Annotated in this window: 25 protein-coding genes and 1 tRNA gene; 3 read left to right on the forward strand and 23 right to left on the reverse strand. The window is 61.7% G+C overall.

Going from position 1 to position 25,211, the window contains the following annotated elements; all coding sequences use genetic code 11:
* Positions 1–31: 31 nt before the first annotated feature.
* Together cysE and trmJ are read right to left on the reverse strand one after the other, a co-directional pair.
* A complete protein-coding gene (gene cysE, locus U5822_RS16455) occupies positions 32–808 on the reverse strand; it encodes a serine O-acetyltransferase (protein WP_322856693.1) in 777 nt (258 codons plus the stop codon).
* Complete coding sequence (trmJ, locus tag U5822_RS16460) at positions 801–1,664, reverse strand: tRNA (cytosine(32)/uridine(32)-2'-O)-methyltransferase TrmJ (RefSeq protein ID WP_322856694.1); 864 nt, start codon at positions 1,662–1,664, stop codon at positions 801–803. The genes cysE and trmJ overlap by 8 nt, the downstream gene beginning before the upstream one ends.
* Positions 1,665–1,848: 184 nt before the next feature.
* On the opposite strand from trmJ, the gene U5822_RS16465 reads away from it, so the two are divergent.
* The gene (locus U5822_RS16465) at positions 1,849–2,649 is read left to right on the forward strand and encodes an inositol monophosphatase family protein (protein ID WP_322856695.1); all 801 of its coding nucleotides are present in this window, start codon (positions 1,849–1,851) and stop codon (positions 2,647–2,649) included.
* Between the two features lie 73 nt (positions 2,650–2,722).
* On the opposite strand, the gene secF is transcribed toward U5822_RS16465, so the two are convergent.
* The 18 genes from secF to U5822_RS16555 form a co-directional block, all read right to left on the reverse strand.
* On the reverse strand, positions 2,723–3,676 hold the full coding sequence (secF, locus tag U5822_RS16470) for a protein translocase subunit SecF (RefSeq protein ID WP_322856696.1): 954 nt from the start codon (positions 3,674–3,676) through the stop codon (positions 2,723–2,725).
* Positions 3,669–5,543: a protein translocase subunit SecD gene (gene secD / locus U5822_RS16475; RefSeq protein ID WP_322856697.1), complete on the reverse strand. Its 1,875-nt coding sequence runs from the start codon at positions 5,541–5,543 to the stop codon at positions 3,669–3,671. The genes secF and secD overlap by 8 nt, the downstream gene beginning before the upstream one ends.
* A gap of 82 nt (positions 5,544–5,625) precedes the next feature.
* Positions 5,626–5,988, reverse strand: a complete 363-nt coding sequence (yajC, locus tag U5822_RS16480) for a preprotein translocase subunit YajC (protein ID WP_322856698.1) — start codon at positions 5,986–5,988, stop codon at positions 5,626–5,628.
* A 31-nt stretch (positions 5,989–6,019) separates the two neighbouring features.
* Positions 6,020–7,141: a tRNA guanosine(34) transglycosylase Tgt gene (tgt, locus tag U5822_RS16485; protein WP_322856951.1), complete on the reverse strand. Its 1,122-nt coding sequence runs from the start codon at positions 7,139–7,141 to the stop codon at positions 6,020–6,022.
* Positions 7,142–7,161: 20 nt separating this feature from the next.
* The gene (gene queA, locus U5822_RS16490) at positions 7,162–8,247 is read right to left on the reverse strand and encodes a tRNA preQ1(34) S-adenosylmethionine ribosyltransferase-isomerase QueA (protein ID WP_322856699.1); all 1,086 of its coding nucleotides are present in this window, start codon (positions 8,245–8,247) and stop codon (positions 7,162–7,164) included.
* A gap of 134 nt (positions 8,248–8,381) precedes the next feature.
* A tRNA-Leu gene (locus U5822_RS16495) sits at positions 8,382–8,468 on the reverse strand.
* 81 nt (positions 8,469–8,549) lie between these two features.
* Positions 8,550–9,782, reverse strand: coding sequence for a flagellar hook-associated protein FlgL (flgL, locus tag U5822_RS16500; protein ID WP_322856700.1), 1,233 nt, complete (start codon positions 9,780–9,782; stop codon positions 8,550–8,552).
* A gap of 43 nt (positions 9,783–9,825) precedes the next feature.
* Positions 9,826–11,874, reverse strand: coding sequence for a flagellar hook-associated protein FlgK (gene flgK, locus U5822_RS16505; protein WP_322856701.1), 2,049 nt, complete (start codon positions 11,872–11,874; stop codon positions 9,826–9,828).
* Between the two features lie 5 nt (positions 11,875–11,879).
* On the reverse strand, positions 11,880–12,872 hold the full coding sequence (gene flgJ, locus U5822_RS16510) for a flagellar assembly peptidoglycan hydrolase FlgJ (RefSeq protein ID WP_322856702.1): 993 nt from the start codon (positions 12,870–12,872) through the stop codon (positions 11,880–11,882).
* 8 nt (positions 12,873–12,880) lie between these two features.
* Complete coding sequence (locus U5822_RS16515) at positions 12,881–13,978, reverse strand: flagellar basal body P-ring protein FlgI (RefSeq protein WP_322856703.1); 1,098 nt, start codon at positions 13,976–13,978, stop codon at positions 12,881–12,883.
* A complete protein-coding gene (gene flgH, locus U5822_RS16520) occupies positions 13,975–14,676 on the reverse strand; it encodes a flagellar basal body L-ring protein FlgH (protein WP_322856704.1) in 702 nt (233 codons plus the stop codon). The genes U5822_RS16515 and flgH overlap by 4 nt, the downstream gene beginning before the upstream one ends.
* Positions 14,677–14,679: 3 nt before the next feature.
* Positions 14,680–15,468, reverse strand: coding sequence for a flagellar basal-body rod protein FlgG (gene flgG, locus U5822_RS16525; RefSeq protein ID WP_322856705.1), 789 nt, complete (start codon positions 15,466–15,468; stop codon positions 14,680–14,682).
* 79 nt (positions 15,469–15,547) lie between these two features.
* On the reverse strand, positions 15,548–16,300 hold the full coding sequence (locus U5822_RS16530) for a flagellar basal body rod protein FlgF (RefSeq protein WP_322856706.1): 753 nt from the start codon (positions 16,298–16,300) through the stop codon (positions 15,548–15,550).
* Between the two features lie 75 nt (positions 16,301–16,375).
* Positions 16,376–18,301 carry a flagellar hook protein FlgE gene (locus U5822_RS16535; protein ID WP_322856707.1) on the reverse strand — a complete coding sequence of 642 codons (1,926 nt, stop codon included), beginning with the start codon at positions 18,299–18,301 and terminating at the stop codon, positions 16,376–16,378.
* Positions 18,302–18,328: 27 nt separating this feature from the next.
* Positions 18,329–19,003 (reverse strand): flagellar hook assembly protein FlgD, encoded by a 675-nt coding sequence (locus U5822_RS16540; protein ID WP_322856708.1) that lies wholly within the window; start codon positions 19,001–19,003, stop codon positions 18,329–18,331.
* A gap of 18 nt (positions 19,004–19,021) precedes the next feature.
* Complete coding sequence (gene flgC, locus U5822_RS16545; protein ID WP_322856709.1) at positions 19,022–19,471, reverse strand: flagellar basal body rod protein FlgC; 450 nt, start codon at positions 19,469–19,471, stop codon at positions 19,022–19,024.
* A 24-nt stretch (positions 19,472–19,495) separates the two neighbouring features.
* Positions 19,496–19,894, reverse strand: coding sequence for a flagellar basal body rod protein FlgB (gene flgB, locus U5822_RS16550; protein ID WP_322856710.1), 399 nt, complete (start codon positions 19,892–19,894; stop codon positions 19,496–19,498).
* Between the two features lie 230 nt (positions 19,895–20,124).
* A complete protein-coding gene (locus tag U5822_RS16555; protein WP_322856711.1) occupies positions 20,125–20,679 on the reverse strand; it encodes a nitroreductase family protein in 555 nt (184 codons plus the stop codon).
* A 142-nt stretch (positions 20,680–20,821) separates the two neighbouring features.
* Between U5822_RS16555 and U5822_RS16560 the strand changes: the two genes are divergently transcribed.
* Both U5822_RS16560 and U5822_RS16565 read left to right on the forward strand, forming a co-directional pair.
* Positions 20,822–21,133, forward strand: a complete 312-nt coding sequence (locus tag U5822_RS16560; protein ID WP_322856712.1) for an Mpo1-like protein — start codon at positions 20,822–20,824, stop codon at positions 21,131–21,133.
* A 1-nt stretch (position 21,134) separates the two neighbouring features.
* The gene (locus tag U5822_RS16565) at positions 21,135–22,574 is read left to right on the forward strand and encodes an adenylate/guanylate cyclase domain-containing protein (RefSeq protein ID WP_322856713.1); all 1,440 of its coding nucleotides are present in this window, start codon (positions 21,135–21,137) and stop codon (positions 22,572–22,574) included.
* A 38-nt stretch (positions 22,575–22,612) separates the two neighbouring features.
* Here the strand turns inward: U5822_RS16565 and queF are convergent, their stop codons facing one another.
* From queF to U5822_RS16580, 3 genes are read right to left on the reverse strand one after another with little or no spacing between them, the layout of a single operon-like run.
* Entirely contained in the window at positions 22,613–23,431 is an 819-nt protein-coding gene (queF, locus tag U5822_RS16570) for an NADPH-dependent 7-cyano-7-deazaguanine reductase QueF (RefSeq protein ID WP_322856714.1), read from the reverse strand.
* 15 nt (positions 23,432–23,446) lie between these two features.
* Positions 23,447–24,220 carry an ABC transporter permease gene (locus U5822_RS16575; protein WP_322856715.1) on the reverse strand — a complete coding sequence of 258 codons (774 nt, stop codon included), beginning with the start codon at positions 24,218–24,220 and terminating at the stop codon, positions 23,447–23,449.
* Positions 24,217–25,167, reverse strand: a complete 951-nt coding sequence (locus U5822_RS16580; RefSeq protein ID WP_322856716.1) for an ABC transporter ATP-binding protein — start codon at positions 25,165–25,167, stop codon at positions 24,217–24,219. Before U5822_RS16580 ends, U5822_RS16575 begins: the two co-directional genes overlap by 4 nt.
* Positions 25,168–25,211 lie beyond the last annotated feature (44 nt).

A 25,211-nucleotide genomic window follows, 5' to 3' on the forward strand; every position in this document is an offset into this window, starting at 1 on the left:
TATGGATTGACCAAGTAAAGCAGTCAAGTATTCACCCCCGGGTCTCCTCGCTGTCGTCCCGAACGCAATCGAAGTCTTCTTCCTGCAGCGGCGGCAATGCCCCGTTCTGATACTCGCTGTTGACCTTGCGCAGTGCCTTGCACATGGTCTCGATCCGGTCATCAACCGCGTGCATGTGGTCCAGCAGCGAGCGCATGGCCCGCGCCACCGGGTCCGGCATCTCTTCGGTCACGCCGTAGGCATCGAAGCCCATCCGCTCCTCCATTTCCTTGCGCCGCTGGTCGTCCTCGCCCTTTCTCTTGACGATAACCCGCCCCGGAATGCCCACCACGGTGGCGCCGTCCGGCACCGCCTTGGTTACCACCGAATTGGAGCCGATCTTGGCGCCCTCGCCCACTTCAAACGGACCCAGGATCTTGGCGCCGGCGCCAACCACCACACCATTACCGATGGTCGGGTGGCGCTTGCCCTTGTTCCAACTGGTACCGCCCAGGGTGACACCCTGATACAGCGTGACGTCGTCGCCGATCACCGTGGTTTCGCCAATCACCACACCCATACCGTGGTCAATGAAGAAGCGACGGCCGATGGTGGCGCCCGGGTGGATCTCGATGCCAGTCAGCCAGCGCGCGATGGTGGAGATGGTTCGGGCAATCCATTTCAGCCCGAGCCCCCACAGCCAGTGGGAAAAGCGGTGAAACAGGAGCGCGTGCAGCCCCGGGTAGTTGGTCAGGACCTCAAAGGTATTCCGGGCCGCCGGGTCGCGGTGAAAAACGCTGTTTATGTCTTCCCTCAAACGCTCAAACATCGCCATTGTCCTGTCCCGTTGCCTGTGGCTTGGCCTGTGTAGATGGGGTGCTGTCGCCGCGGCCGACGGCTTTCTGCACCGACGTCAACACACCTCGAAGAATATTGATTTCCATTTGATCCAGTCTCGCGCGCTGAAACAGCCGCCGCAAGCGGGTCATCAGCTGACGGGGGTTGTCCCGGCGATGGAAGTCGACATCGATCAACACCTGCTCCAGGTGGCCGAAAAAGCCCTCCACGTCATTGACCGGTGCCGGCGGCACGTCCCATCCCGGATCCCCCGGCGCGGTCATGGGCTTTAGATAGGGGCTCCCCTCGCCACCTTCAATGCCCCGCAGAAAATGCATGCGCAACTCGTAGCACATGACCTGGACCGCCATGGCCAGATTCAGGGAACTGTAATCCGGATTGGAAGGAATGTGGATGTGATAGTGGCAACGCTGCAACTCGTCGTTGCTCAGGCCGTGATTCTCCCGGCCGAACACCAGGGCGACCGGCCCCTGGGCCGCGTTTTCGGCAGCCGCCACCGCCGCCTCGGGCGGGGCGATGACCGGCCAGGGCACCTTGCGCCCGCGGGCACTGGTGCCCATCACCAGCACGCAATCGGCCAACGCCTGGTCCAGGGTTGACACCACGTGGGCCCGATCGAGAATGTCGGAGGCCCCGGCGGAACGGGCGTAGGAGGCCTCGTCCGGAAACGAATTCGGGTTCACCAGCCACAGATTGGCCAGCCCCATGTTTTTCATCGCCCGGGCCACGGCACCGATGTTACCGGAGTGGGAGGTTTCAACGAGGATGATCCGGATTTGATCCTGAAACGTGTCGGTTGATTCCTGGGGCATGGCCGATTTATGCATCGCAAGCGTGTCCACTTTCGCTGAGTAAAGTAATAAATGATACCAGAAACCGAGGCGCTCACGCCCCTTCGAACAGGCCCTAATCCATTGGTATCCGTGGTATTGCTAAGCCAAAAAACATACAAGCGGACGGATCTTTTGCTATGATACCCGCCCTCCATACACCCGGATAACGAATACTCAGATGCAACCAGCAATCAAAATGGCCCTGCGCGTGGCGCGTCAGGGGTCTGACTATCTGAAAGCCCATTTCGAACGCCAGGAACCTGCCGGCCGGGACGACGACGAGCGTCGCCGCCAGCTGGACCGGGTCGAGCAATCGATTTACGACAATTTCGCCGAGCAGCTGGAAAAGGCTTACAAGGACCACAGCATTGCGCCGCTGAACGAGGCGAACGCGGGCACCAGCGAAAAAAGCTGGCACGTGTTCCCGGTCCTCGGCCGTGAGAACTTCCTGCGAGGCATCCCGGAATTTGCCCTGGCGCTGGCGCAGAAGAAAAACAACCGCACGGAAAACCTGCTGGTGATCAACCCGGTGACCGGCGAAGAGTATTCCGCCAGCCGCGGCCACGGTGCCGCCCTGAACAGCCGGCGCGTACGTGCCTCGGAAATCAAGCAGGCGAACCAGGCCGCCGTGGCCACCAACCTGCTGGACCAGGCGCGCAAAAGCGAAGATGCCCAGCTCTGGGGTGAGCTGGCCAGCGTTCTGGCGCGGGATTCCGCCATGTTCCGGACGTCTGGTTGCGTGGTGCTGGACATTGCCCGGGTCTCTGCCGGCCACCTGGACGCCGCCGTGATCTTCCGCCCCGAAACCGTGGATCTGGACCTGGGCGTGACCCTGGCCATGGAATCCGGCGCGCTGACCGGCGACTTCTCCGGCAACCCGTCCACCGGCAGTGCACGCCAGCTGGTGGTCGCCAACCCGAAGCTGTTCCGGGAAGTGCTGAAAAGCCTGCATCCGTTCCGGGGTCGGCTGCCGCGCTGAGCACCGCGGAGCCGCCACAAAAAAACCGCCTCCCTCGGGATGGCGGTTTTTTTTACCCTGGACTCAGGTCAGCTTACATCCGGTTCAGCCATTCGGGCGGCTGCTCCTCTTCCTCGGCGTCACCCGCTCCCTCCTTCGCAGGCACCATCAGGTCCTCCCGCGACACGCCGAACGCCAGCAACAGGTTGGCGGACACGTAGATGGACGAATAGGTACCCACAACCACCCCGATGATCAGTGCCAGGGCAAAGTTGTTGATGGCCTCGCCGCCAAACAGATAGAGCGCGAACAGCACCACCAGCGTGGTCCCGGACGTGTTCAAGGTTCGGCTGATGGTCTGGTGAATGGAGGTGTTGATGATGTGCCAGGAGTCCCCGACCCGCATCTTCCGGAAGTTTTCCCGGATCCGGTCCGCCACCACGATGGTGTCGTTCAGGGAGTAACCGATCACCGCCAGCAGGGCCGCCAGCACGGTCAGGTCGAAGGTCCACTGGAACAGGGCGAACACCCCGAGGACGATGATGACGTCGTGGGCCAACGGCAACACCGACGCGATGCCGAACTTGAACTGGAAGCGCATTCCGACGTAGATCAGCACCACCGCCAGGGCCAACAGCAGACCAAGACCACTGTCTTCCTTCAGTTCCTCACCCACCTGGGAGCCGATAAACTCGGTGCTCACCAGCTCCAGGTCAGCCCCGCTGGCCTCCAGCGCCCCGGTGACTTCCAGGGCCAGCTTGTCGTTGCCGGCCTCAGCCAGACGCACCAACACGGTGGTGTCCGCGCCAAAATTCTGGACCACGAACTGATCGTAGCCAGCGGCATCCAGGGTGTTCCGGACGTCTTCCAGCGCCGGGGCTTCGGCGTATTCCAACTCCACCGAGGTGCCCCCGGTGAAGTCCATGCCCAGATTCAGGCCACGCACCGCCAGCAGGACCACGGAGGCCACCAGCAGCGTGATCGAGAGCACGGAAGCGAGCTTCCGGAACCCCATGAAATCAAACGGTTTCTTTTCGTGCTCAGACATTTGCCAGCTTTCCTCCGATCGACAACTTCTCGATCTTTCGACCGCCATAAACAAGGTTCACGATGCTGCGACTGACCATCAGTCCGGAGAACATGGACGTCAGGATGCCCAGGCACAGGGTGACGGCGAAGCCTTTCACCGGACCGGAGCCCATGGCGAACAGGATGACCGCTACCAGCAACGTGGTGATGTTGGCGTCAAAAATGGACACGAAGGCCCGGGAATAGCCGGAGTTGATGGCCGACTGGGGCGGAACCCCGGCTTTCAGCTCTTCCCGTATTCGCTCAAAGATCAGGACGTTGGCGTCAACCGCCATACCCACGGTCAGAACGATACCGGCAATGCCCGGCAGCGTCAGGGTCGCCGACAGGATCGACATGCAGGCAATGAGCAGCATCAGGTTCAGCGTCAGCGACACATTGGCGATCAGGCCAAAGCCGCGGTAGTACACCAGCATGTAGGCCAGGACCAGGGCAAAGCCCAGGGTGATCGACATGACACCGGCGTCGATGTTTTTCTGGCCCAGGCTCGGCCCGATGGTCCGTTCCTGGACGAAATACATGGGCGCCGCCAGGGCACCGGCACGCAGCAGCAGCGCCAGCTCAGCCGCTTCCGGAATGGAATCGAGTCCGGTGATCCGGAAACTGCTGCCCAGGGCCGACTGGATGGTCGCCAGGCTGATGATGCCCTTCTCCACCACCCGCTTGTCGACCGACGTCATCTCGCCATCGACCATGCGGTTTTCGGTTTCGGTCCGGAACTCGATGAACAGTACCGCCATGCGACGTCCGATGGCGTTGCGGGTGGCCCGGTTCATCTGGTCACCACCCACGGAATCCATGGTGATGTTGACCTGAGGCTGGCCGTTCTCGTCGAACGCCTGCTGGGCGTTGGCGACGTTGTTACCGGTAGTGATGATGTCCCGCTCCAAGCGGGCACTGCGCCGGGGGTTGTCACGGAAATCGAATTCCTCAACCTCGCCTGCGGACGCATCCTGGCGCGCCTCCAGGCGGAACTCCAGGTTCGCGGTGGCACCCAGGACCCGCTTGGCCTGAGCGGTGTCCTGCACCCCGGGCAATTCGACGATGATGCGGTCCGCACCCTGGCGCTGCACCAGTGGCTCAGCTACCCCCAATTCGTTGACCCGGTTGCGGATGGTCGTCAGGTTCTGCTCCAGGGCGTACTCCTGGATTGCCTTCACCTCGGCCTCGGACAGGGACAGCACGATCTGGCGCTCGCCCTCAACGGTGCGCTCGTCCAGCAGGAATTGGTTGTACTGACGCCGAATCAGGTCAAAGGCTTCCGCCCGCGCCTCTTCATCGCGGAAACTGAGCACGATTTCGCGATCGCCCTCAACGTCGCCACCGCGATAGCGGATGCGCTCTTCCCGCAACTCACTCTTGATCTGGCTGGCCAGGGCTTCGAGCCGGGTATTGAGCGCGGTCTCCATGTCCACCTCCAGCAGGAAGTGCACACCGCCGCGCAGATCCAGACCCAGCTTCATCGGGCCGGCGCCCAGGCTCTTCAGCCAGTCGGGCGTGGACGGCGCCATGTTGAGCGCCACCAGGTAATCATTGCTCAGGGCCGACTGCACGATCGGACGAGCCTGTAACTGGTCGTCGCCATTGGTCAGCCGGATAAGGGCATCCCGATCCTGTAACGAGCTGCTTTTTACCTCAATCCCCTCTGATTCGAGGGCCTTGACCGCGCGATCGAGAATCGTGTTATTGACCTCAGTGCTGCTGCGCGCGCCGGTGATCTGGATGGCGTGGTCGTCGGGAAACAGGTTGGGTAAGGCGTAGATGAACCCGATCACGAGCGCGACCAGGATAACCAGGTTTTTCCAAAGCGGATACTTGTTCAGCATGGGATCCCTTTTAGCCGGCCCAAAAGGCCGGCCTTGGTGTTTCAGCCAGGTTGAATCAGCCCGTCGGCTGACGGACTCCGGCTCAGATTTCCTTCAGAGTGCCCTTCGGCAGAGCGGCTGCGACGGCCACCTTCTGCACCTTGATTTCAACGTTGTCGGCGATTTCCACCACGATGAAATCGTCAGTGACCTTGGTGATCTTGCCGGCCACACCGCCGGACGTAACGACCTCATCGCCTTTGTTCAGACCAGACATCAGCGCCTTGTGCTCCTTGGCACGCTTGCTCTGGGGGCGCCAGATCAGGAAGTAGAAAATCAGGATGAAGCCGGCGAAGAAGATCACCTGACCCATCACGCCCATGCCCTGGGCAGCAGGGTCCTGCGCCATGGCTACGGCAGGCACCATCGCCATCAGTGCGGCTACGAGCAGTTTCATAGATTTCATCGAGTATCTCCGTTGGTTTTTTTCAATTAAATCAGGGGGTGTCCAGCGGCGGAACCGTTTCGCCGCGGAGCGCGTAGAAGTCGGCTACAAAGTCGGACAATGTACCTGCTTCAATAGCGCCACGCAATCCGGCCATCAGGTTCTGATAGAACCGGAGATTGTGAATGGTGTTCAATTGCGACCCGAGCATTTCTCCACATTTATCCAAATGATAGAGGTAACTCCTCGAAAAATTCTGGCAGGTGTAACAATCGCAGCGCTCATCCAGCGGCGCGGTGTCGTGCCGGTGCTTGGCGTTGCGGATTTTAACGATGCCGGTGGACGTGAACAGGTAGCCATTGCGGGCGTTGCGGGTCGGCATGACGCAGTCGAACATATCCACGCCGCGACGGACAGCCTCGACCAGATCCTCCGGCCGCCCCACGCCCATCAGATACCGGGGTTTATCCTCCGGCATTTTCGGAGGCAGGTGATCCAGAATGCGGATCATGTCCTCTTTCGGCTCACCCACCGACAAGCCGCCGATGGCGTAACCATCAAAACCGATATCGGTCAGCCCCTTGAGCGACTGGTCGCGCAGCTCCTCGTACATACCACCCTGGACAATCCCGAACAGCGCGGCCGGATTGCCCTCGTGGGCGGCCTTGCTTCGCTCCGCCCAGCGCAGGGAGAGCTCCATGGAATCCTTGGCCTGACGCTCGGTGGCCGGGTATGGCGTGCACTCGTCGAAGATCATGACAATGTCGGAGCCGAGATCCCGCTGGACCTGAATGGCGATTTCCGGCGACAGCTCCACCGGCGATCCGTCCACCGGCGACCGGAAGGTGACGCCCTGCTCGGTGATCTTGCGCATATCGCCCAGGCTGAACACCTGGAAGCCGCCGGAATCGGTCAGGATCGGCCCTTTCCACTGGGTAAAATCGTGCAGGTCGCCATGGGCCTTGATCACTTCCGTACCCGGCCGCAGCATCAGGTGGAAGGTGTTGCCCAGGATGATCTCGGCGCCGATTTCGTGAATGTCCCGGGGCAGCATCCCCTTGACGGTGCCGTAGGTACCCACCGGCATGAACGCCGGGGTTTCGACGGTGCCGCGCGGGAAGGTCAGTCGACCGCGACGGGCCCGGCCGTCTTCCCCGAGTTTTTCGAACGACATGAAACAGGACTGACTCAAGATTACTCTCCGGAGGTATCGGCGGACGCGCCAGCCGGACCGAGCAGCATGCCCCGGCTCGGTTCCTGGCACGAGATGAACATGGCATCGCCATAGCTGAAGAATCGATAGCGCTCGGCGACCGCCTCTTTGTAGGCTTGCATCACATTGTCGTAGCCGGCGAAGGCACTCACCAGCATGATCAGCGTGGATTCCGGCAGATGGAAGTTGGTGATCAGGACATCGACGGTCTCAAACCGGTACCCCGGGCTGATAAAAATGTCGGTCTCGCCCTGGAAGGCCCGAAGCCGGCCGCCACGGCTGGCCGATTCCAGCGAACGCACCGAGGTGGTCCCGACCGCAATGACCCGGCCGCCCCGGGCACGGGTCCGCTCGACGGCGTCCACCGTGTCCTGGCGCACCTGCACCACCTCGCTGTGCATGACGTGGTCTTCAATGCGGTCTACCCGCACCGGCTGGAAGGTCCCGGCGCCGACGTGCAGGGTGACGAAACTGGTTTCGACCCCCATGGCCCGCACCTGTTCCAGCAACGCCTCGTCAAAATGCAGCCCGGCGGTCGGGGCTGCCACGGCGCCGGCCTCACGGGCGTAAACGGTCTGATAGCGCTCGCGGTCGGCACTCTCATCAGGCCGGTCAACGTAGGGCGGTAGCGGCATGTGACCGATCCGCTCCAACACTTCCAGCACCGGCTCGTCCGACTCACAGGCGAGGCGGAACAGCGCATCGTTGCGGCCCAGCATGCGCACTGCGGTGCCATCTTCCAGGTACACCCTCTGCCCTTCTTTCAAGGCCTTGGAGGCGCGCACGTGCGCCAGAAACTCGTGCTCACCGGTTACCCGCTCCACCAGAACCTCGACCTGGCCACCGGTTTCCTTCTTGCCGAACAAGCGGGCCGGAATCACGCGGGTATCATTGAAAACCAGCAGGTCGCCCGGCTGAAGCAGATCCGGAAGGTCGGAAAACTGCCGATGATGGGTCTGGCCGGACATACCGTCCAGGCACAACAAACGCGAGGCGGTACGCTCGCTGAGCGGATAACGGGCAATCAGCTCGTCCGGCAGATCGAAGTAAAAGTCTGAGACGTTCATAGAAAGGATCGACGAGGCACTAGGGCAATGTTTAAAAGAATGCGGAATTTACCACGGAATCCGCCTCGCCTGAACCGCAAGGACCGGTATTCTGTCAGTAAGAGTGATTGCCGGGTAGTCGAGACACTGCAAGATGGTAGCGGCGGGCGGACTCGAACCGCCACGGGTTTTACCCCAACGGATTTTGAATCCGTCGTGTCTACCAATTTCACCACGCCGCCATGGGAGAGAGGGGCGATTATACTGAGCTCGCCCCCGAAATCAACAAGTTCCCTCCGCAGACCGGTTCAGCGGGCCGGACATCAGAGCCGATCAAACAGGGACAACTGGGAGACCTGGGCGAACGACTGCTGGGCAGCCTGCAGCACGAAGCTCTGGAAACTCAGGTTGCTGATCGCCTCGGCATAATCGACATCCTGCAGTTCGGAACGGATTTGATTGGTGTATACCGAGGAATCTTCCAGGAATTGCTGGGTAGACTCCACCGCATTCATGCGCCCACCCAATTCCGTTTGCTTCAGCACAATGCTCTCTTGGGCGTTGTCCAGATTGATGAGTGAGTTTGCGATCAAATCATCGAACTCTGCGGCTCCCTGCGCGGTGCTCTTGTCGATTGATTCGAGACCGGCGACAAGATTCTCAATAGTCTTGAATACCGATTGCTTTTGGTTCGTATCGATCGCGAAGGAATCACCAATGCCTGCGTTCGAGATCGTGAACTCTAATCCAAATGCCTGAATGGGCTCGCCATCCGCGAATGCGAACGTGGCCGGGAGGCTATTACCTTGAGAATCAGTAACAGGAGCCCCACCCGGCCCGGTGATGGTTACCTCGTTCGGTGCGATGGAGCTCACCGTTATTTCGAAGTCCCCGATTGAGAGTCCCTCAAGCGCAGCCTGATTTGAAACCTTCACCCCACTTATCCGCTCGTTTGCGGGCGCTGCCGAAGTCACTTCACCCGTTGGTGCGGCAGGAATTGTCACGAATATGCCTTTACCGTGATCGCTGATGGGTACCGTCACGCCATCGTCGATTTCCAGGTTCCGTTGCCCCTCATCCCCCTGATACACCCAGCTGCCCGATGGGTCTTGCTGGAAGGCCTTCACCGATCCCTGAAAGCCACTGAAGATAAATTCACCGGATGCATCGCGGGTGTTCGCAACGCTGGCCAGCTGACCCAGACGCTCTCTCAACTCGGACGAGATGGAACGGCGGTCGTTGGCCGACAGGGAGCCGTTACCGGCCTGAACCGTCAGCTCCCGGACCCGCTGAATGATGTCGGTGGCGCTCTCCAGGGCACTCTCTTCCTGGCTCAGCCGGTTGTTGGCCAGATTGACGTTGCGCTGGTAAGTCTCAACCCGGGACAGCTCCTGATCCAGTTTCAGAATCCGGGCCGCGGCCACCGGATCGTCCGACGGCGTGTTCACCCGCTTACCGGTGGAGATCTGCTGCTGGGTGTTGTTCAGGGTGGTGTTCAGCTCCTGCAGCCGATTGATGCCACCGGAAAAGATCTGTTGCGATGAAATGCGGATCATCTCAGATTACCTCACGCTGCCATTGCGACCGTTACCAGTTCCATTACCGGAAACTCTGTAACAGCGTATTGAACAAGTCCTGTGCCACCGACATCACCTGCGCGGATGCGTTGTAAGCGGCCTGGTACTGAATCAGTTTGCCGGCCTCCTCATCGAGGTTGACGCCGGACACCCCCTCCCGCTGATTGGTGGACTGCTCCAGCAGGGTTTTGCCGGCGTCCATGTCGAGCTGGCTCTGCCGGGTCTTGACCCCGATGTCCTCGACCAACCCGGCATAGCCTTCGGTAAAGCTCTGACTGCCGTTATTGAGGGTGTTGGCGGTGCCCAGCGCGGCCAACAGTTCGGCGTTGCGGTTATCGGACACGCCGTTGGCGTTGTAGTCGATCACGAAGCTGTCGCCGGGCGCCGGCGCCCCGGTCACCTCAAACTGGAAGCCGCGGTAACGGGGATCGGACGGATCCTCCGGGAACAGCTTGTTGGCAACACCAGACGTAAACGTATTCAGGGGCGGCACGGCGCTGGCATCGCCCGCCTCAATCAGCGCACCGCTGTTGGCGTTGTAAAGGTCGTAAACCAGGGTGCCACCGTCATCGCGGAACCGGACTTCGAGCGGCGGCGACAACTGACCCTGCTGGGCAAACGCCGGCAGGGTCGAATTGGTAAACGGATTGCGGACGTTGAGCATGGTGCCCTGACTGATCTCCCCGGTCCCGATGTTCTGGTCGCCGGTCGAGGCACGAATCGGGCTGGCGAAGGCCAGATCCTCTTCCCGGCTGACCTGCAGGCCGATGCTCTCGGCTGCGTTCCGGCTCGGCTGGATCAGGTACTTGTCTCCGGCATTGAAGGCCCCGCCCTCAATGCGGATGTTGAAGCCGGGCATGGAAATCTCGGACTGGACCGGGCTTGGCAGCCGGCCCTGATTCACGGTCTCGCCACTGGCCTTGTCGATCAGCTCGTAGCTGCGGCCGTCGCCACTGAACTGCAGGGTGTAACTGCCGGCCGCCAGCGCGGCACTGTCGGTGATCTCGACCGCTAGCTGGCCGGTCTGGGGCTGCTGGTTGTTACCATTGGCAATCACGCGGCTGCGTTGCGCTTCCAGGGCGTTGATGTCATTGAAGAACAGGCCACCCAGGTCGCCCTCCAGATCCATGCCGATTTCATGCTGGTGGTTCATGGTCGCAGACAGCGCGATGGCGATCCGGCCGAGCTCATCAAACGCCGGCTTCAGGGCCTCGTCATCAAATCGCTTCAGCCCGCCGAGCTTGCCGCCGGTGACCTGCTCGTCGATGTTCAGGGTCCGGCCGCCGTTGGACAGGGTGAACGACAGGCGGGTCGGATCCTCGGCGCTTTCCTCGGTGCCCAGCTGTGCCGCGTTGCTGCCCACCACCAGCGACAGACCGTTGCCGAGCGCCACGTTGACCTGGCTGCCGTCGGTCGGCGTCACCTTGATGTTGATCAGCTCCGACAACTGGCGCAGCTTTTCATCACGCTTGTCCAGCAGGTCGTTGGGCATCTGGCCCTGGGCCAGGCCCGGCGATTCGGAAATGGCCAGATTCAGTTCGGCGATGCTTTTCAGCAGCGTGTTGGCGTCTTTCACGCCCTGCTGCATCTGGGTCTTGACCGATTCCCGCTGTTGCACGAATTCCTGGTTCAGGGCCTGGAACCGGTTCACCACCTGCTGCGCCTCGCTCAGCACCAGCTGACGTTGCGGCAGGGAGGTCGGATCCTCAGCGGCGTTCTGCAGCGACGCGAAGAAGTTGTTCAGGGCGTTGCTCAGGCCGGTGGATTCACCGCCCAGCAGGTTGTCCAGCCGGGTCAGCTCGGAGTTGAGCGCCTGCTGCTCACCGAACAGGGTGCTGTCCTCACGCACCTGCTGAACCAGGTATTCGTTGGCCAGCCGCCGGATGTTGGCGACATTGACCCCGCTGCCAATGGTGCCGGCGCCGGTCCGCTGACCGGTCTGGGTCTCGAACTGCACCTCTTGCCGACTGTAACCCGGGGTATTGGCGTTGGTGATGTTGTTACCGGTGGTGTTCAGAGCCGACTGATGACTCAGGATGCCGGTGAGGCCGATACCAATCAGTCCTGCCATAACGGTTACTCCTTTATCCCTTCATTGCCGAGGGACAATGTCATCAGTGAGTCGCGGTTCATGATCTGACGGATCTTGGCACCGTAGTTTGGATCGGTGGCGTAGCCGGCCTCCTGCAGCTTGTCGGCAAAGACCTCAGGCTGGTCGGCCACTGACAGCACCTCGCGGTAACGCGGGTTCGACTCCAGGAAGGCGACGTAATCCCGGAAGCTTGCCTCGTAATTCGGGTAGGCCCGGAAATCCGCGCGCTCTTTCATCGGCACGCCTTCCCGGAATTCGGTGGTGGTGATGGTCACCGAGTCCCCGGACCAGCGACGGTCGGCCTTGATCCCGAACAGGTTGAAACTCGGGCGCTGGTCGTCCCCGGTAATCATGTGCCGGCCCCACCCGGTTTCCAGGGCGGCCTGGGCCACCATCAGTTTCGGGTCGATCCCCGAGTCACCGGCAATCCGCTCCGCCACCGGCAGCAGTTCGCGGACGAACTGCGCTGGGGAGTCAAAACGCTCGGGCAACGCCTGATCGCTTTCCGGCGCGGTCACCGTAGCACTGGTCACGTCGGCGACCTCGTTCACCTGTTCCAACTGGGCCGGCAGCCGGCTCGACAGCGGCGGCAGGCTGCGATCGTAATCGGCAAGACTGGCCTTGTGGCCCGCCAGTTTCCCGCCCTCACTGTCCAGGCCCGGTACCTGCTGGCCGAGCTGGCGCACCAGGGCTTCCGCCAGCCCGGTGCCCTGCCCCTTGGCCATGGTCAGGCTCAGCTGGCTGTCGAACATGTCCCGGTAGAACTCGGACTGACTGCTGTTCAGGTAGTTGCCCTCGGCGAACACATCGCCGGCCTTACGCATGGATTTCAGCATTTCCGACAGGAACAGGCTCTCGAACTGACGCGCCACCTCTTCCAGGGCCGCCTGCTTGTCGTTGCGGGCCTGGGACTTGAGCGCGTTCAGGCCGCTGAAATCGGTGTAAACCTGCGCCTGTTGAACCTGATAATCCTGCATGGCCACCCCTAGATCACGATCAGCTCGGCGCGCAGGGCGCCGGCCTGTTTCAGGGCTTCCAGCACCGCCATAACGTCGCCCGGAGCAGCGCCCACCTGGTTCACCGCCTGCACGATCTCATTGAGGGTGACGGCGGGACCGAACTTGAACATGCGGGCCGGTTCTTCGGTGATGGCGATCTGGGAATCCTGCTCCAGGGCCGTTTCGCCCTGGCCAAACGGATTGGGCTGCACCACGTTCGGGTTTTCCTGGATGGTGACGGTCAGGTTGCCGTGGGTGACCGCAGCTGGGCTGACCTGGACATTCTGGCCCACCACGATGGTGCCGGTGCGGCTGTTGATGACCACCTTGGCGGCGTCCTGGGCCGGGTTGACCTCGATGTTCTCCAGGATCGACAGGAAGCTGACGCGCTGGGACGGATCCCGCGGCGCGCGCACGGAGATGGAGGTGGCATCGTGGGCGTACGCCATATCGGGACCCAACTGGCCGTTGATGGCCTCGACCACCCGACGGGCGGTGGTGAAGTCCGGCCGAAGCAAATTGAAGGTGATGGTGTCGCCCTTGGTGAACGGCGACACCACCTCACGCTCGATGGTCGCGCCGTTCGGAATCCGGCCGACACTGGGGATGTTGACGGTAATCCGCGACCCGTCCTGCCCCTGGGCCCCAAAGCCGCCAACCACCAGGCTACCCTGGGCCATGGCGTAGATGTTGTTGTCGGCCCCTTTCAGCGGAGTCATCAGCAGGGTGCCGCCGCGCAGGCTGTCGGCGTTGCCGATGGACGACACGGTGATGTCGATTTCCTGACCAGGCTTGGCGAACGGCGGCAGGTTGGCGCTGACGGTAACCGCGGCCACGTTGGCCAGGTTCGGATTCACCCCTTCCGGCAAGGTCACGCCAAACTGGTTCATCATGTTGCGGAAGGTCTGGTTGGTGAACGGCGCCTTGTCCCCGGTGCCATCCAGCCCCACGACCAGGCCATAGCCCACGAGCTGGTTGTTGCGTACGCCCTTGATTCGGGAAAGGTCCTTGAGCCGGTCCGCCAGCACGGGCGCCGAACACACCGCCAGCATCAGGCAGGCAGCCAGGATTTTCTTGAGGCTCATAGTGGCCACCATTCACTGTTGAAGAAGCGCGCCAGCCAGCCCATCTGGTTGGCCTGGTCAAAGTCACCGGTACCGCCATAGGCAATGCGGGCATCGGCGATGCGGGTCGAGGCCACGGTATTGTCCGGCTGGATGTCCTGGGGCCGAACCAGCCCGGTCAAACGGATGTACTCGTCGCCGTTGGTGAGCGACAGCCACTTCTCGCCGCGAATCCGCAGCACGCCGTTGGGCAGCACTTCGGTCACGGTCACGGTGATGTTGCCGGCCAGGCTGTTGCTCTGGTCGGCCTCCGCCGAGCCTTCGAAATCACGCTCGTGGTTCAGGGACGTGTTAATGCCGAAATTGCTCTTGCCCAGGATGGTCGGCTCCGGCAGTGACACCTCGTTGTCCTTGGTGATGCTGGTCTCGGCGTTCTTGCTGGCGCGGGTCGACTCCTGCAGGGTGATGGTCAGGACATCCCCCACGTTCAGCGCCGTGGTGTCACCGTAGAAATTGTAGTTACGCGAGCTCTGGAAGATGGCCCCGGAGTCCGGGTCCCGCTGCATCATTGCCTGGGCCCGGACCGGCGCGAACTGGGGATCGTCCGGTACTGCACGGGGCCGGCTCATGGCAGTGCATCCCTGCAGTACGATCAGAGCTCCAATGAGCGTCAGGCTCGACGCGCGCTTGATAGCGCTGACTTGAATGATGCGTTTCATGGCTTAACCAATATTGTTGGTGATGAACTGCAGCATCTGGTCGGTGGTGGAGACCACCTTCGAGTTCATTTCATAGGCCCGCTGGGTGGTGATCATGTTGACCAGCTCTTCCACCACTTCCACGTTGGAGGCCTCAATGGTGCCCTGCTCCAGGGTGCCCAGGCCGTCCAGCCCTGGTTCGCCCTGAGCCGGGTCACCGCTGGCGTTGGTTTCCTTGAACAGGTTGTTACCGATGGCCTGCAACCCCTGCGGGTTGGCGAAGTCCACCAGGGTGATCTGCCCCAGGTTCACCGGCGCCGCCTGGTCGTCGGTGATCGCGGTCACCGTGCCGTCCTTGCCGATGGTGATGGTGGTGGCGTTCTCCGGCACGTTGATCGCCGGTTCCAGGGCGTAGCCGTCGGGGTTGACCACGTCACCGTTGGCATTGAGCTGGAACTGACCGTCCCGGGTGTAGGCAATCTGGCCATCCGGCAGCTGGACCTGCAGGAAGCCCCGCCCATTCACCGCCATGTCCAGGGGCTGCTCGGTGACCTGGAGGTTGCCCTGGGAAAACTGCTTGGCAGTGCCCACGACCCGCACACCGGTACCCAGCTGCAGCCCCGACGGCAGTTCCGAATTCTGGGTGCTGAGCCCGCCCGGCTGACGGTTGATCTGGTACAGGAGATCCTGGAACACCGCACGGTCGCGCTTGAAGCCGGTGGTATTCACGTTCGCCAGGTTGTTGGAGATGGTGGACATGTTGGTGTCCTGCGCGCTCAACCCGGTTTTGCTGACCCAAAGTGCTGGATGCATGGTTCTTACTCCTTGCCAGGGGTTGAAGGCGGCCAGAATTTGCCGCTTTTCGCCCCCGGGGCGTCGTTATTCGTCGTTATCAGAGGTTTTGCAACAGTCGTGCCGCCGCTTCGGAATTCTCGTTCGCCGTGGTCATGACCTTCACCTGCATCTCGTACTGACGGGACAACTGCAGGTTGGCAATCATTTCCTCGACGGCGTTCACGTTCGAGCTCTCCAGGAACCCGGTGGCGACCCGCAGGTTGGCATCGGGCGGCTCAGCGCCGTCGATGGCCTGGTCTGGCCGGCGCCGCATGAATCCGTCCTCGCCTTTCTCCAGGGCATCCAGCGGCGGGTTCACCAGCTTCAGCCGGTCCACTTCCACCAGCTCATCGGGGGCACCGCCGACCGGCACGATGGACACGGTGCCGTCGGCACCGATCTGAACGTTGTCGTAGGGCGGCAGAGCAACCGGGCCCCCATTGCCCAGCACCAACTCGCCGTTGGCCAGGCGCATGAGTCCGTTGACGTCGACTTGCAGGCTGCCGGTGCGGGTGAAGACTTCCTGGCCGCGATCATTCTGGATCGCCAGCCAACCGTCGCCGTCGAGGGCGACGTCGAGTTTCCGGCCGGTTTCCATCAGGGCACCAGCGGACAGGTCCGTACCGGGCCGCTCGGTTAGCGCGTAGGCGCGCGTGGGGTGATGCTCTCCGAACACCGGCATGCTTCGCGCCTGCGCGAAGTCTTTCTTGAACCCGGTGGTACTGACGTTGGCCAGGTTATTGGCATGGGCACGCTGGGCCAGCATGTTCTGCTTGGCGCCGGACATACCGATGTAGAGGGCTTTGTCCATGGGAAAACTCCTGCCGGAATTTTGACTGTTTCCAGTCTTCCTGCAGGAGTCATGCCATGTTCATCAGGTCAGGGGTTAGCGAAGGTTGATGATGGTCTGGGTGACCGCATCGGAAGTCTCGATGGTCTTGGCGTTCGCCTGGTAATTGCGCTGGGCAATGATCAGATTGACCAGCTCCGCCGACAGGTCGACGTTGGACTCTTCCACCGAGCTGGCGGCAATGGAGCCGAGCGTACCGGTGTCCGGCGCCCCGACAATGGGCTGCCCGGATTCAAAGGTCTCCACCCAGGACGTGTCACCCACCGGTGACAGGCCCTCGGTATTGTTGAAGGACGCCAGTGCCACCTGCCCCAGGGACTGGGACTGACCGTTGGTGTAGCGGGCGAAGATCACCCCGGTGTCAGACACGTCCAGCCCGGACAGCCGGCCCGTGGTGTAGCCGTTCTGTTGCTGGTCGTTGACACCGAAGGCGGCCCCGTACTGGGTGGTGTCCGACAGGTTGACCACAAACGCCGAGGACGTTGGCGGCTCCGGAATCGGGGTCACGATCGCCGCGCCTGCCGGCGGCGGGCCATCGGCACCGTTGGGCTGGCCGTTGCTGTCCTTGGGAATCCAGTCGTCGACCACCAATTCTCCGGACGGGTCACCGTTGATCGACTGCAGGCTGCCGTTCTGATCAAACCGTGCGGTAAACGGCGTGGTGTCGGTGCCGGCCACCAACTCGCCATCAATCTCAACGTACACCGACCACTCGCTGACCCCGACCCCGGCCCCCGGTGACGGCTCCTTCACGAAAAACTGGGTGAGCTCGTGGGAGTTGCCCAGGCTGTCGTAGATAGTGGTTGAGGTAGCGTGGTTATAGGTGCGCTGGTCCTGCGGATTGAACTCGTTGGTGATCCGGATCGGCGAGGTGTTGAAGGCGGTTTCAAAGTCACCGTCCGCCGGGTCGTCGATGCCAGCGACCAGCCGGTCGGCGGTGGCATTGATGTCACCCTCAACGGTCGCGGTGTTTTCGCCGCCGTTGTTCAGATCACCGTCGTTATCGAAGGCATAGTCCAGCGTCTCGCCCTGGTTATGGATGACCCGTAGCACGTTGTTGCCGGAACCGTCGTCCACCACCGAGGCCGAGATGGCGGTCTCGCTGGAGTTATTGATGGAATCCACCAGATCCTGCAACGAGGTGATGTTGCTGGTATCCAGCGCCAGGGGCGCGCCGTTGATGCTCAGGCTGAAGGCAAAGTTGGCCGGACCTGCAGCGGTGATGTAGGCGTCATCCAGTGGACCCGAACCGGCGGCGGAGCCGTCGAAGGTCGCGGTGGTGGTGGCGGACGCGCTCAGCCCCGGCGCGTCATTGATCAGCGCCGCGGCACCCCGGGCACTGGTGGCGCCGGACAGGTCCACGGAATAATCCGGCGAGCCATCGGTGTACTGGACGTTGAAGGTTTCACCAGTGACATCCGACAGGGTCAATGGGCCGATGTCCCGGACCCGGGTTTCAAGCACCGGCTGCCGGGAGTCGAGGTTCAGGTCGGAGGTCAGATTGGTGGTACGGCGCGGCGCCAGGTTGTCGGTGGACACCTGGAGGTCGCCACGAATACCCGACAGGTTGCCATCACCATCAGCGGTGAAGCCCTGGACCCGCATGCCCTGGTTGTTGGTGACGAAGCCATTCTTGTCGATGCCGAACTGACCGGCCCGGGAATAGCGCGTCTCGCCGCCGTTGTTGAGGATGAAGAAGCCGTCACCGCTGATCGCCATATCCAGGCCGCTGTCGGTGAAGCTGATATTGCCCTGGCTGAACGACTGCTTGACGTCCTGCACCCGGACCCCGTCCCCAATGGGGTTGGAGCCGGCGCTGAGGAAGCCACTGGCGTACAGGTCGCCAAATTGCGCCTTGCTGCCCTTGAAGCCGACTGTACTGGCGTTGGCAATGTTGTTGCCGGTTACGTCCAGATCCACCGATGCTGCCCGAAGGCCGCTGAGCCCTGTGTTAAATGCCATGATTCACCCCTTGGTCTGACACCGGTTTTAATTGATTTGTTTGACGTCGGACAGAGCGATGGAGCCCATGCCCGCCAGATTCAAAGTGATGGCGCCGTTCTGGCCCAGCGAGACACTGTCGACGTTGGCGCTGACCATGGTCGAGAGCTGCTGACTGCCCTGCGGGTAGGAGGCCTCGGCGACCACCCGGTAGGGTCCTGGCGGCAACGGGTTGCCGTTGCCATCCTGACCGTCCCAGCTGAACGACTTGACACCCGCCGGGCTGCTGCCCAGATCGATCTGGCGCACCAGCTCGCCGCTCTGGTTCTGAACCGACAGCCGCAGGCCACCGGTACTGGCCGGAACTTCGATGGTGCCCCGGATCTCGCCTTCGGAGCCCAGAATGCCCACGCTCGAGGGCGCCAGCACGGTCTTGCCGACCATGGCCGAGGCCTGCAGCGCCTGGGTTGATCGGAACTGCCCGACCACGTCATCGACGGTACCGGACAGCTTCTGCATTTCCTCCAGCGAGCTGAATTGCGCCAGCTGGGAGATGAACTCACCGTTGTCCTGGGGCTCCAGCGGGTTCTGGTTCTTCAGCTGCGCCAGCATCAGTTCCATGAACTCGTTCTTGCCGAGTTCGCTGTTGCCGCTCGCTCCCTGCTGCTTGAGCTGGTATTGGCTCAGAACATCGGACGCGTCGGTTGCGTTGATTGCGCTCATTGCGTGCTCCTCACCAAATTACTGCTGACCCAGGGTCAGAATGCGCTGCATCATGGATTTGGCCGTGTTCATGATATCCACGTTCATCTGGTAGCTGCGGGACGACGACATCATGTCCGCCATTTCCTCCACCACATTCACGTTCGGATAGAACACGTACCCGTCTTCGTTGGCGGCCGGGTGTTCCGGCTCGTACCGCATCTGCAGATCGGCCTGGCTCTCGACAATCCCCTCGACCCGGACACCGGCGCCCTGGCCCTGCTCACTCATCAGGCTCAGGCCCTGCTGGTCGGGGTTCAGCATGGATTGCTGGATAGCGGCAAACACCGGCTTCCGGGCCCGGTAGGTGGTCTCGGTGCTGGAGCTGGCCGTTTCGGCGTTGGCGATGTTCGAGGCGGTGGTGTTAAGCCGCAGTGACTGCGCAGTCATGCCGGATCCGGCGATGTCAAAAATGCTGCCCAATGACATGGTGTCTCTCCTTTACTGTGCGGCTTACTCGCCCTTGAGGGCCTTGGTCAGACCGGAAAATTTACTGCTCAGAAACTGGAAGCTGGCCTGGTAATCCATGGCGTTGCGCATGAAGCGGCTCTGTTCCTGCTGGGCGTCTACGGTATTGCCATCGACCGACGGCTGATGAGGCGTGCGATACAGCAACTCGCTGTCGCTGCCCCCGGCGGAGGTGTCCATGTGGGCGTCGTCGGTCCGGCTCATTTGCAGACCGGACACCTTTTCGTGCGCCTGCTGCATCATTGCCTGGAAATCGACATCGCGGGCCTTGTAACCGGGCGTGTCCGCGTTGGCCAGGTTGTTCGCCAACACCTCAGCCCGTTTTACCCGGGCTTGCAGGGCTTGCTCGTGAACCCCCAGTGCCTGGTCAAATGAAATCGCCATACTGCCTCCAAACCTGCGTCAGCCTGCCGGTGATTTTTGCCGGCTTTTGCTCTTGCAGAGATACAAAGCAAGGCAGATGCCAGATTTTGGAAACCGTTTCAGGGCGCGGCCTGGCGCGGTATTGGAGGACATAGCGAGGGGGCAATGCATGCCTGGGGAGGCCGCCAGGGAGGGCAAAGCGGCAAGGTGTTTCCCCCGACTGCTCGGACGGGGGAGCCACGGCGTGAAGGTCAGCGCGGCCAGCGCTGGACGAATTCGTCGGTGGTCGGGCGCGGCACCGACGGCTTGGCGGAGGTCACCGAACCGGTGTACAGGAAGCCGATGATGGACTCTCCTTCCCCGAGTCCAAGGCCTTCGTGCACCTTGGCGTTGTAGGCGGGCTTGCCGGTCCGCCACATGACGCCGTAACCGGACTCCTGCAGGGCAAGCTCAAGAAAACTCATCCCCGCCGCCGCGGACATGATCTGTTCCACCTCGGGCACCTTGGGGTGCGCGGTCGGTGAGGCAATCCCGACGATGATCATCGGTGCCCGGAGCGGGGCCCTGCGCAATTTCTCGATCTCCTGTTCGTCGCTGTTATTGGCACAGGTGGAGGCAAACAGGTCCCCGAGCGCGGCCAGGCCCTCGCCTTCGATGACCAGGTATCGCCAGGGGCGCAACAGGGCGTGGTCCGGGGCGCGGGCTGCGCAGGCAAAGGCACGTTCCAGCGTGGCGGAATCCGGAGCCGGCGCTTCCAGCCGGGGCTCGGAGGAACGGTTGAGCAGGAATTCACTGACTGCAGTCATATCGTCTCACTGTCGGAAAATGGAAACGGAATTTCGGGCTGCGCCCTGGGGGCTTGGTGAATTGTGACCAATAGGCAATACTGTTAACCTTTAGTCGTAGTCCGGTCGACCCAAAAATTATAAATGGCTTGGTAGCAGCACCATGAGTGACCAACAAACCTTTAGCAACTTCGCAGAATTCTATCCTTTCTACCTTGAAGAGCACAGCGACGTAACCTGTCGCCGATTGCATTTCGCTGGCAGCCTGCTGGTGCTCCTGGTCACCGCATGGGCCATCACCTCCGGCAAACTGGCCTGGTTGCTGCTGGTGCCGGTTATCGGTTACGGCTTCGCCTGGGTCGGCCATTTTGCCTTTGAAAAGAACCGACCCGCCACCTTCAAGCACCCGCTTTACAGCCTGATGGGCGATTGGGTCATGTTCAAGGACATGATCATCGGCCGGATCCGTTTCTGACATGATGAATGCGCCGGCAGACCTGCGCAGCGCCAGTAGCTGCGCCGGCAAAGCATTGTCCGCGGATCACCCGTACAATCCGGTGGCGATCCCGCCGATGCCCGATTACAACGGCCGGATCCTGGCCTATACCGCCACGGCGGTGATCATCGTTACCGGCGTGGTCCAGGGCGCTTTTCCGGAATGGCTGCTCTGGCTGGTGGCCGGCGCCCTGACCTGGCCGCATCTGGCGCACCTGCTGACCCGGCGCACCTTCCTGCGGCAATCGCCGCGCATCCGTCAGAAAATGCTGATCTTCGATTGCGTGGTGGGCGGCGGCTTCATTGGCTGCATCGGCCTGGTCGCCATACCCTCGGTGTCTGTGGTACTGATGCTGATGTTCAGCTGCCTGATCGTCGGCGGCATTCGCCAGTGGCTGCTCGGCAGCGGCTTTCTTGCGGCCGCCGCGGCCGCCGCGGTGGCCCTCATCGGTCCCGCGGACAACCTTCAGGCGCCGCTGCTGACCAGCATCCTGGCCATCTTCGCCACCGGGCTGTACATCTGCGTCACCGCGTACTATTCTCACCAGCAGGCTCGCGCCCTGATGCTCGCCAAGACCCAGATCCAGAACCAGCGCGAGCAGTCCATCGCGCTGTCCCACAAACTGTCGAAATACCTGTCACCCCAGGTCTGGCAGTCCATTTTTACCGGCGAGCGGGACGTTCGCCTGGAAACCCAGCGCAAGAAACTGGCGGTCTTCTTTTCCGACATCAAGGGGTTTACCGAGCTGTCGGAGGAAATGGAGCCGGAAGCGCTGACCGAACTGCTGAACCACTACTTCAACGAGATGTCCGAGCTGGCACTGAAGTACGGTGGCACCATCGACAAGTTTGTCGGTGACTCCATCATGGTATTTTTCGGCGACCCCACCAGCCGGGGCCAGCGCGAAGACGCCTTTGCCTGTGTCTCCATGGCGATCGAAATGCGCAAGCACATGAAGATCATGCGCCAGAAATGGCGCAGCCAGGGGATCAAGACCCCCCTGGAAATCCGCATGGGCATCAGCACCGGCTACACCACGGTCGGGAATTTCGGTGCCGAAAACCGCATGGACTACACCATCATCGGCAAGGAAGTGAATCTGGCCAGCCGGCTGGAGTCGCTGGCCGAGCCCGGCGAAATCCTGATTTCCTACGAGACCTTCTCGCTCATCAAGGACAAGATCATGTGCCGGGACAAGGGCGAGATCACCGTGAAGGGCTTCGGCAAACCGGTGCCGATCTACGAGGTGGTGGATTTCCGCCGCGACATGGGGCCGAACCGGAGCTTCCTCGAACACGAGCACAGCGGTTTCGCCATGTACCTGGACTCCGACAAGATCACCGAGAAGGAGCGCGAGTCCATTCTTGCCGCCCTGGAAGACGCCGCCGACCGATTGCGTCAGGAAGAGGACGCGTCCTGACGCCCCCATCCCTGCCCGACCGACCAGCCGGCACTCCGTTACTGGCGAACCAGCCGATCGCCGGGCTCGTGGCCGGGTTCCGTCGCCCGCCAGGGGTTGATGTCGAGCCCGCCGCGCCGGGTGTAACGGGCACAAACCATCAGCCGCTCCGGCCGGCACCGCGCCATCAGATCGGTAAACACCGTTTCCACGCAATGCTCGTGAAAGTCCTGCTTCTGACGAAAACTGACCACGTAGCGGAGCAGCCCGGCCCGATCCAGTTTCGGCCCGGTGTAGCTGATCATCAGAGTGGCCCAGTCGGGCTGACCGGTGACCGGACAGTTGCTCTTGAGCAGGTGCGAACAGAGTTGCTCGGTCACCACCTCGGTGCCAGCGGTCAGGGAGTCGGGCGCGTATTCGTACACCGGATCACTCACCGTTTCGTCGTCGATCAACTCGAAGCCGGTCGGGCGGCCCGGCGCCGCGCCTGCCTCGTCGACGCTTTTCATCGATACCTGGACCGCGGCACCACAGGCGCTGGACAGATCGCTGACCAGGGTGTCCGCCACCTGCTCCGGCGACGAGAAGCGGGTCTGGTTGAACGAGTTCAGGTACAGCTTGAGCGACTTGGATTCTACAATTGCCGGTGATGCCGCGGGAAAGCGGATCTCGGCCCAGGCCACCGCCGGTACGCCGGAGGGTTTCAGCCAGGACACTTCCCAGGCTTGCCACATATCCTCACCGAACCAGGGCCAACGGCCATCCTCCAGACCCAGGCGCCGACGGTTTTCCTCCCGGGCCACGGGGAACAGCAGGGATGGATCGTAGCGATCCGGGTAATCGCTGGCCTTTCCCAGCGGTGCATCATTGAGCGCCATAAAGCTTTCCAGAAATCAGTGACGAATGCCCTTGCCGCGAGCCAGCATCCGAAGCGAGATGGCCGCAAGCACAACGATAAAGACCAGAATCATACCAAGAGAGACGAACGGATTAACGTCCGAGACCCCAAGAATGCCGTAGCGGAACCCGTTCACCATGTACAGAATCGGGTTGGCCATGGACACGCCCTGCCAGAACTCCGGCAGCAGATCGATGCTGTAGAACACCCCGCCCAGGTAAGTCAGCGGCGTGAGCACGAAGGTGGGCACAATGGAAATGTCGTCGAACTTGGTCGCCAGCATGGCATTGATGAAGCCACCCAGGGCAAACAGCGCCGAGGTCAGGAACACCGTCGCCACCATCATTGGCAGACTGTGGATGGTCAGGTTGGTGAACGCCAGGGACAGCAGGGTCACGATCAGGCCAATGCCCAGACCGCGGGCCATGCCACCACACACGTAGCCGGCCAGGATCACCCAGTTTGGCACCGGTGACACCAGCAGCTCTTCGATGCTGCGCTGGAACTTCATGGAAAAGAAGGACGACACCACGTTCGCGTAGGAATTGGTGATCACCGCCATCATGATCAGGCCGGGCACGATGAAGGCCATGTAGTCGAAACCGCCCATCTGGCCGATGCGGGAGCCGATCAGGTTGCCGAAGATGATGAAGTACAGGGTCATGGTGACCGCCGGCGGCAACAGGGTCTGGGCCCAGATGCGCGTGAACCGGCGGATCTCCCGAACCACAATAGTGTTGAAAGCCGTCATCAGCGCCTGAATCTTCATGCCACGCCCTCCAGGCCCTTACGCGACTCCGCGGCGTTTTCCTGAACCATCCGGATAAACAGCTCCTCCAGGCGGTTGGCCTTGGTCCTCATGCTCACCACCTTGATCCCCAGGCGGTCGAGCTGGACAAAGACCTCGTTCAGGCCCTGCCCCTTCTCGACGTCCACTTCCAGGGCGCCCTCGCCGTCCAGGCGGGTGACAAATCCGTCCAGAGCGGGCGCGGCCTCCAGCAGGGATGCGGTATCGAGCACGAAGGTTTCCACGCTCAGTTCCTGCAGCAGGTCCCGCTTGCTGGTGTTTTTCAGGATCTTGCCGTGGTCGATGATGGCGATGTTGCGGCACAGCGCCTCGGCTTCCTCCAGGTAATGCGTGGTCAGGATGATGGTGGTGCCCTGGCGGTTCATTTCCTCCAGAAACGTCCACATGGACCGGCGCAGTTCGATGTCCACCCCGGCGGTCGGCTCATCGAGAATCAGCAGACGGGGTTCGTGCACCAGCGCCCGGGCGATCATCAAGCGGCGTTTCATCCCGCCCGAGAGCATCCGCGCCGGCGTATCCCGCTTCTCCCACAGCCCCAGCTTCTTCAGGTATTTTTCCGCCGACACCGACGCCCGCTTCAGCGGGATACCGTAGTAGCCGGCCTGGGTGGTCACGATGTCGAACACCTTTTCAAACTGATTGAAATTGAACTCCTGCGGTACCACGCCGAGGTTGAGCTTGGCGTCCGACAAGTGGGTGTCGATGTCGTTGCCAAACACCCGGACCTTGCCCGCGGACTTGTTCACCAGCGAGGAGACAATGCCCAGAGTGGTCGACTTGCCGGCTCCGTTCGGGCCCAGCAATGCGAAAAAGTCACCCTCGGCGACATGGAGATCGATGCCCTTGAGGGCTTCAAATCCATCACCGTAGGTTTTGGTCAAACCTTCAATGTCCAGCGCGTGGGTCATAGTCGATCCTGCGGTTCTGACGGATGGCCACCCCAATCCAAGAC

It is taken from the genome of Marinobacter qingdaonensis, from assembly GCF_034555935.1.
Taxonomy (GTDB): Bacteria; Pseudomonadota; Gammaproteobacteria; order Pseudomonadales; family Oleiphilaceae; genus Marinobacter; species Marinobacter qingdaonensis.

Bases quoted from the DNA above. Each gene is read 5' to 3' on its own strand.
- cysE (WP_322856693.1), bottom strand. From the start codon at position 808: ATGTTTGAGCGTTTGAGGGAAGACATAAACAGCGTTTTTCACCGCGAC.
- trmJ (WP_322856694.1), bottom strand. From the start codon at position 1,664: ATGCATAAATCGGCCATGCCCCAGGAATCAACCGACACGTTTCAGGAT.
- U5822_RS16465 (WP_322856695.1), top strand. From the start codon at position 1,849: ATGCAACCAGCAATCAAAATGGCCCTGCGCGTGGCGCGTCAGGGGTCT.
- secF (WP_322856696.1), bottom strand. From the start codon at position 3,676: ATGTCTGAGCACGAAAAGAAACCGTTTGATTTCATGGGGTTCCGGAAG.
- secD (WP_322856697.1), bottom strand. From the start codon at position 5,543: ATGCTGAACAAGTATCCGCTTTGGAAAAACCTGGTTATCCTGGTCGCG.
- yajC (WP_322856698.1), bottom strand. From the start codon at position 5,988: ATGAAATCTATGAAACTGCTCGTAGCCGCACTGATGGCGATGGTGCCT.
- tgt (WP_322856951.1), bottom strand. From the start codon at position 7,141: ATGTCGTTCGAAAAACTCGGGGAAGACGGCCGGGCCCGTCGCGGTCGA.
- queA (WP_322856699.1), bottom strand. From the start codon at position 8,247: ATGAACGTCTCAGACTTTTACTTCGATCTGCCGGACGAGCTGATTGCC.
- flgL (WP_322856700.1), bottom strand. From the start codon at position 9,782: ATGATCCGCATTTCATCGCAACAGATCTTTTCCGGTGGCATCAATCGG.
- flgK (WP_322856701.1), bottom strand. From the start codon at position 11,874: ATGGCAGGACTGATTGGTATCGGCCTCACCGGCATCCTGAGTCATCAG.
- flgJ (WP_322856702.1), bottom strand. From the start codon at position 12,872: ATGCAGGATTATCAGGTTCAACAGGCGCAGGTTTACACCGATTTCAGC.
- U5822_RS16515 (WP_322856703.1), bottom strand. From the start codon at position 13,978: ATGAGCCTCAAGAAAATCCTGGCTGCCTGCCTGATGCTGGCGGTGTGT.
- flgH (WP_322856704.1), bottom strand. From the start codon at position 14,676: ATGAAACGCATCATTCAAGTCAGCGCTATCAAGCGCGCGTCGAGCCTG.
- flgG (WP_322856705.1), bottom strand. From the start codon at position 15,468: ATGCATCCAGCACTTTGGGTCAGCAAAACCGGGTTGAGCGCGCAGGAC.
- U5822_RS16530 (WP_322856706.1), bottom strand. From the start codon at position 16,300: ATGGACAAAGCCCTCTACATCGGTATGTCCGGCGCCAAGCAGAACATG.
- U5822_RS16535 (WP_322856707.1), bottom strand. From the start codon at position 18,301: ATGGCATTTAACACAGGGCTCAGCGGCCTTCGGGCAGCATCGGTGGAT.
- U5822_RS16540 (WP_322856708.1), bottom strand. From the start codon at position 19,003: ATGAGCGCAATCAACGCAACCGACGCGTCCGATGTTCTGAGCCAATAC.
- flgC (WP_322856709.1), bottom strand. From the start codon at position 19,471: ATGTCATTGGGCAGCATTTTTGACATCGCCGGATCCGGCATGACTGCG.
- flgB (WP_322856710.1), bottom strand. From the start codon at position 19,894: ATGGCGATTTCATTTGACCAGGCACTGGGGGTTCACGAGCAAGCCCTG.
- U5822_RS16555 (WP_322856711.1), bottom strand. From the start codon at position 20,679: ATGACTGCAGTCAGTGAATTCCTGCTCAACCGTTCCTCCGAGCCCCGG.
- U5822_RS16560 (WP_322856712.1), top strand. From the start codon at position 20,822: ATGAGTGACCAACAAACCTTTAGCAACTTCGCAGAATTCTATCCTTTC.
- U5822_RS16565 (WP_322856713.1), top strand. From the start codon at position 21,135: ATGATGAATGCGCCGGCAGACCTGCGCAGCGCCAGTAGCTGCGCCGGC.
- queF (WP_322856714.1), bottom strand. From the start codon at position 23,431: ATGGCGCTCAATGATGCACCGCTGGGAAAGGCCAGCGATTACCCGGAT.
- U5822_RS16575 (WP_322856715.1), bottom strand. From the start codon at position 24,220: ATGAAGATTCAGGCGCTGATGACGGCTTTCAACACTATTGTGGTTCGG.
- U5822_RS16580 (WP_322856716.1), bottom strand. From the start codon at position 25,167: ATGACCCACGCGCTGGACATTGAAGGTTTGACCAAAACCTACGGTGAT.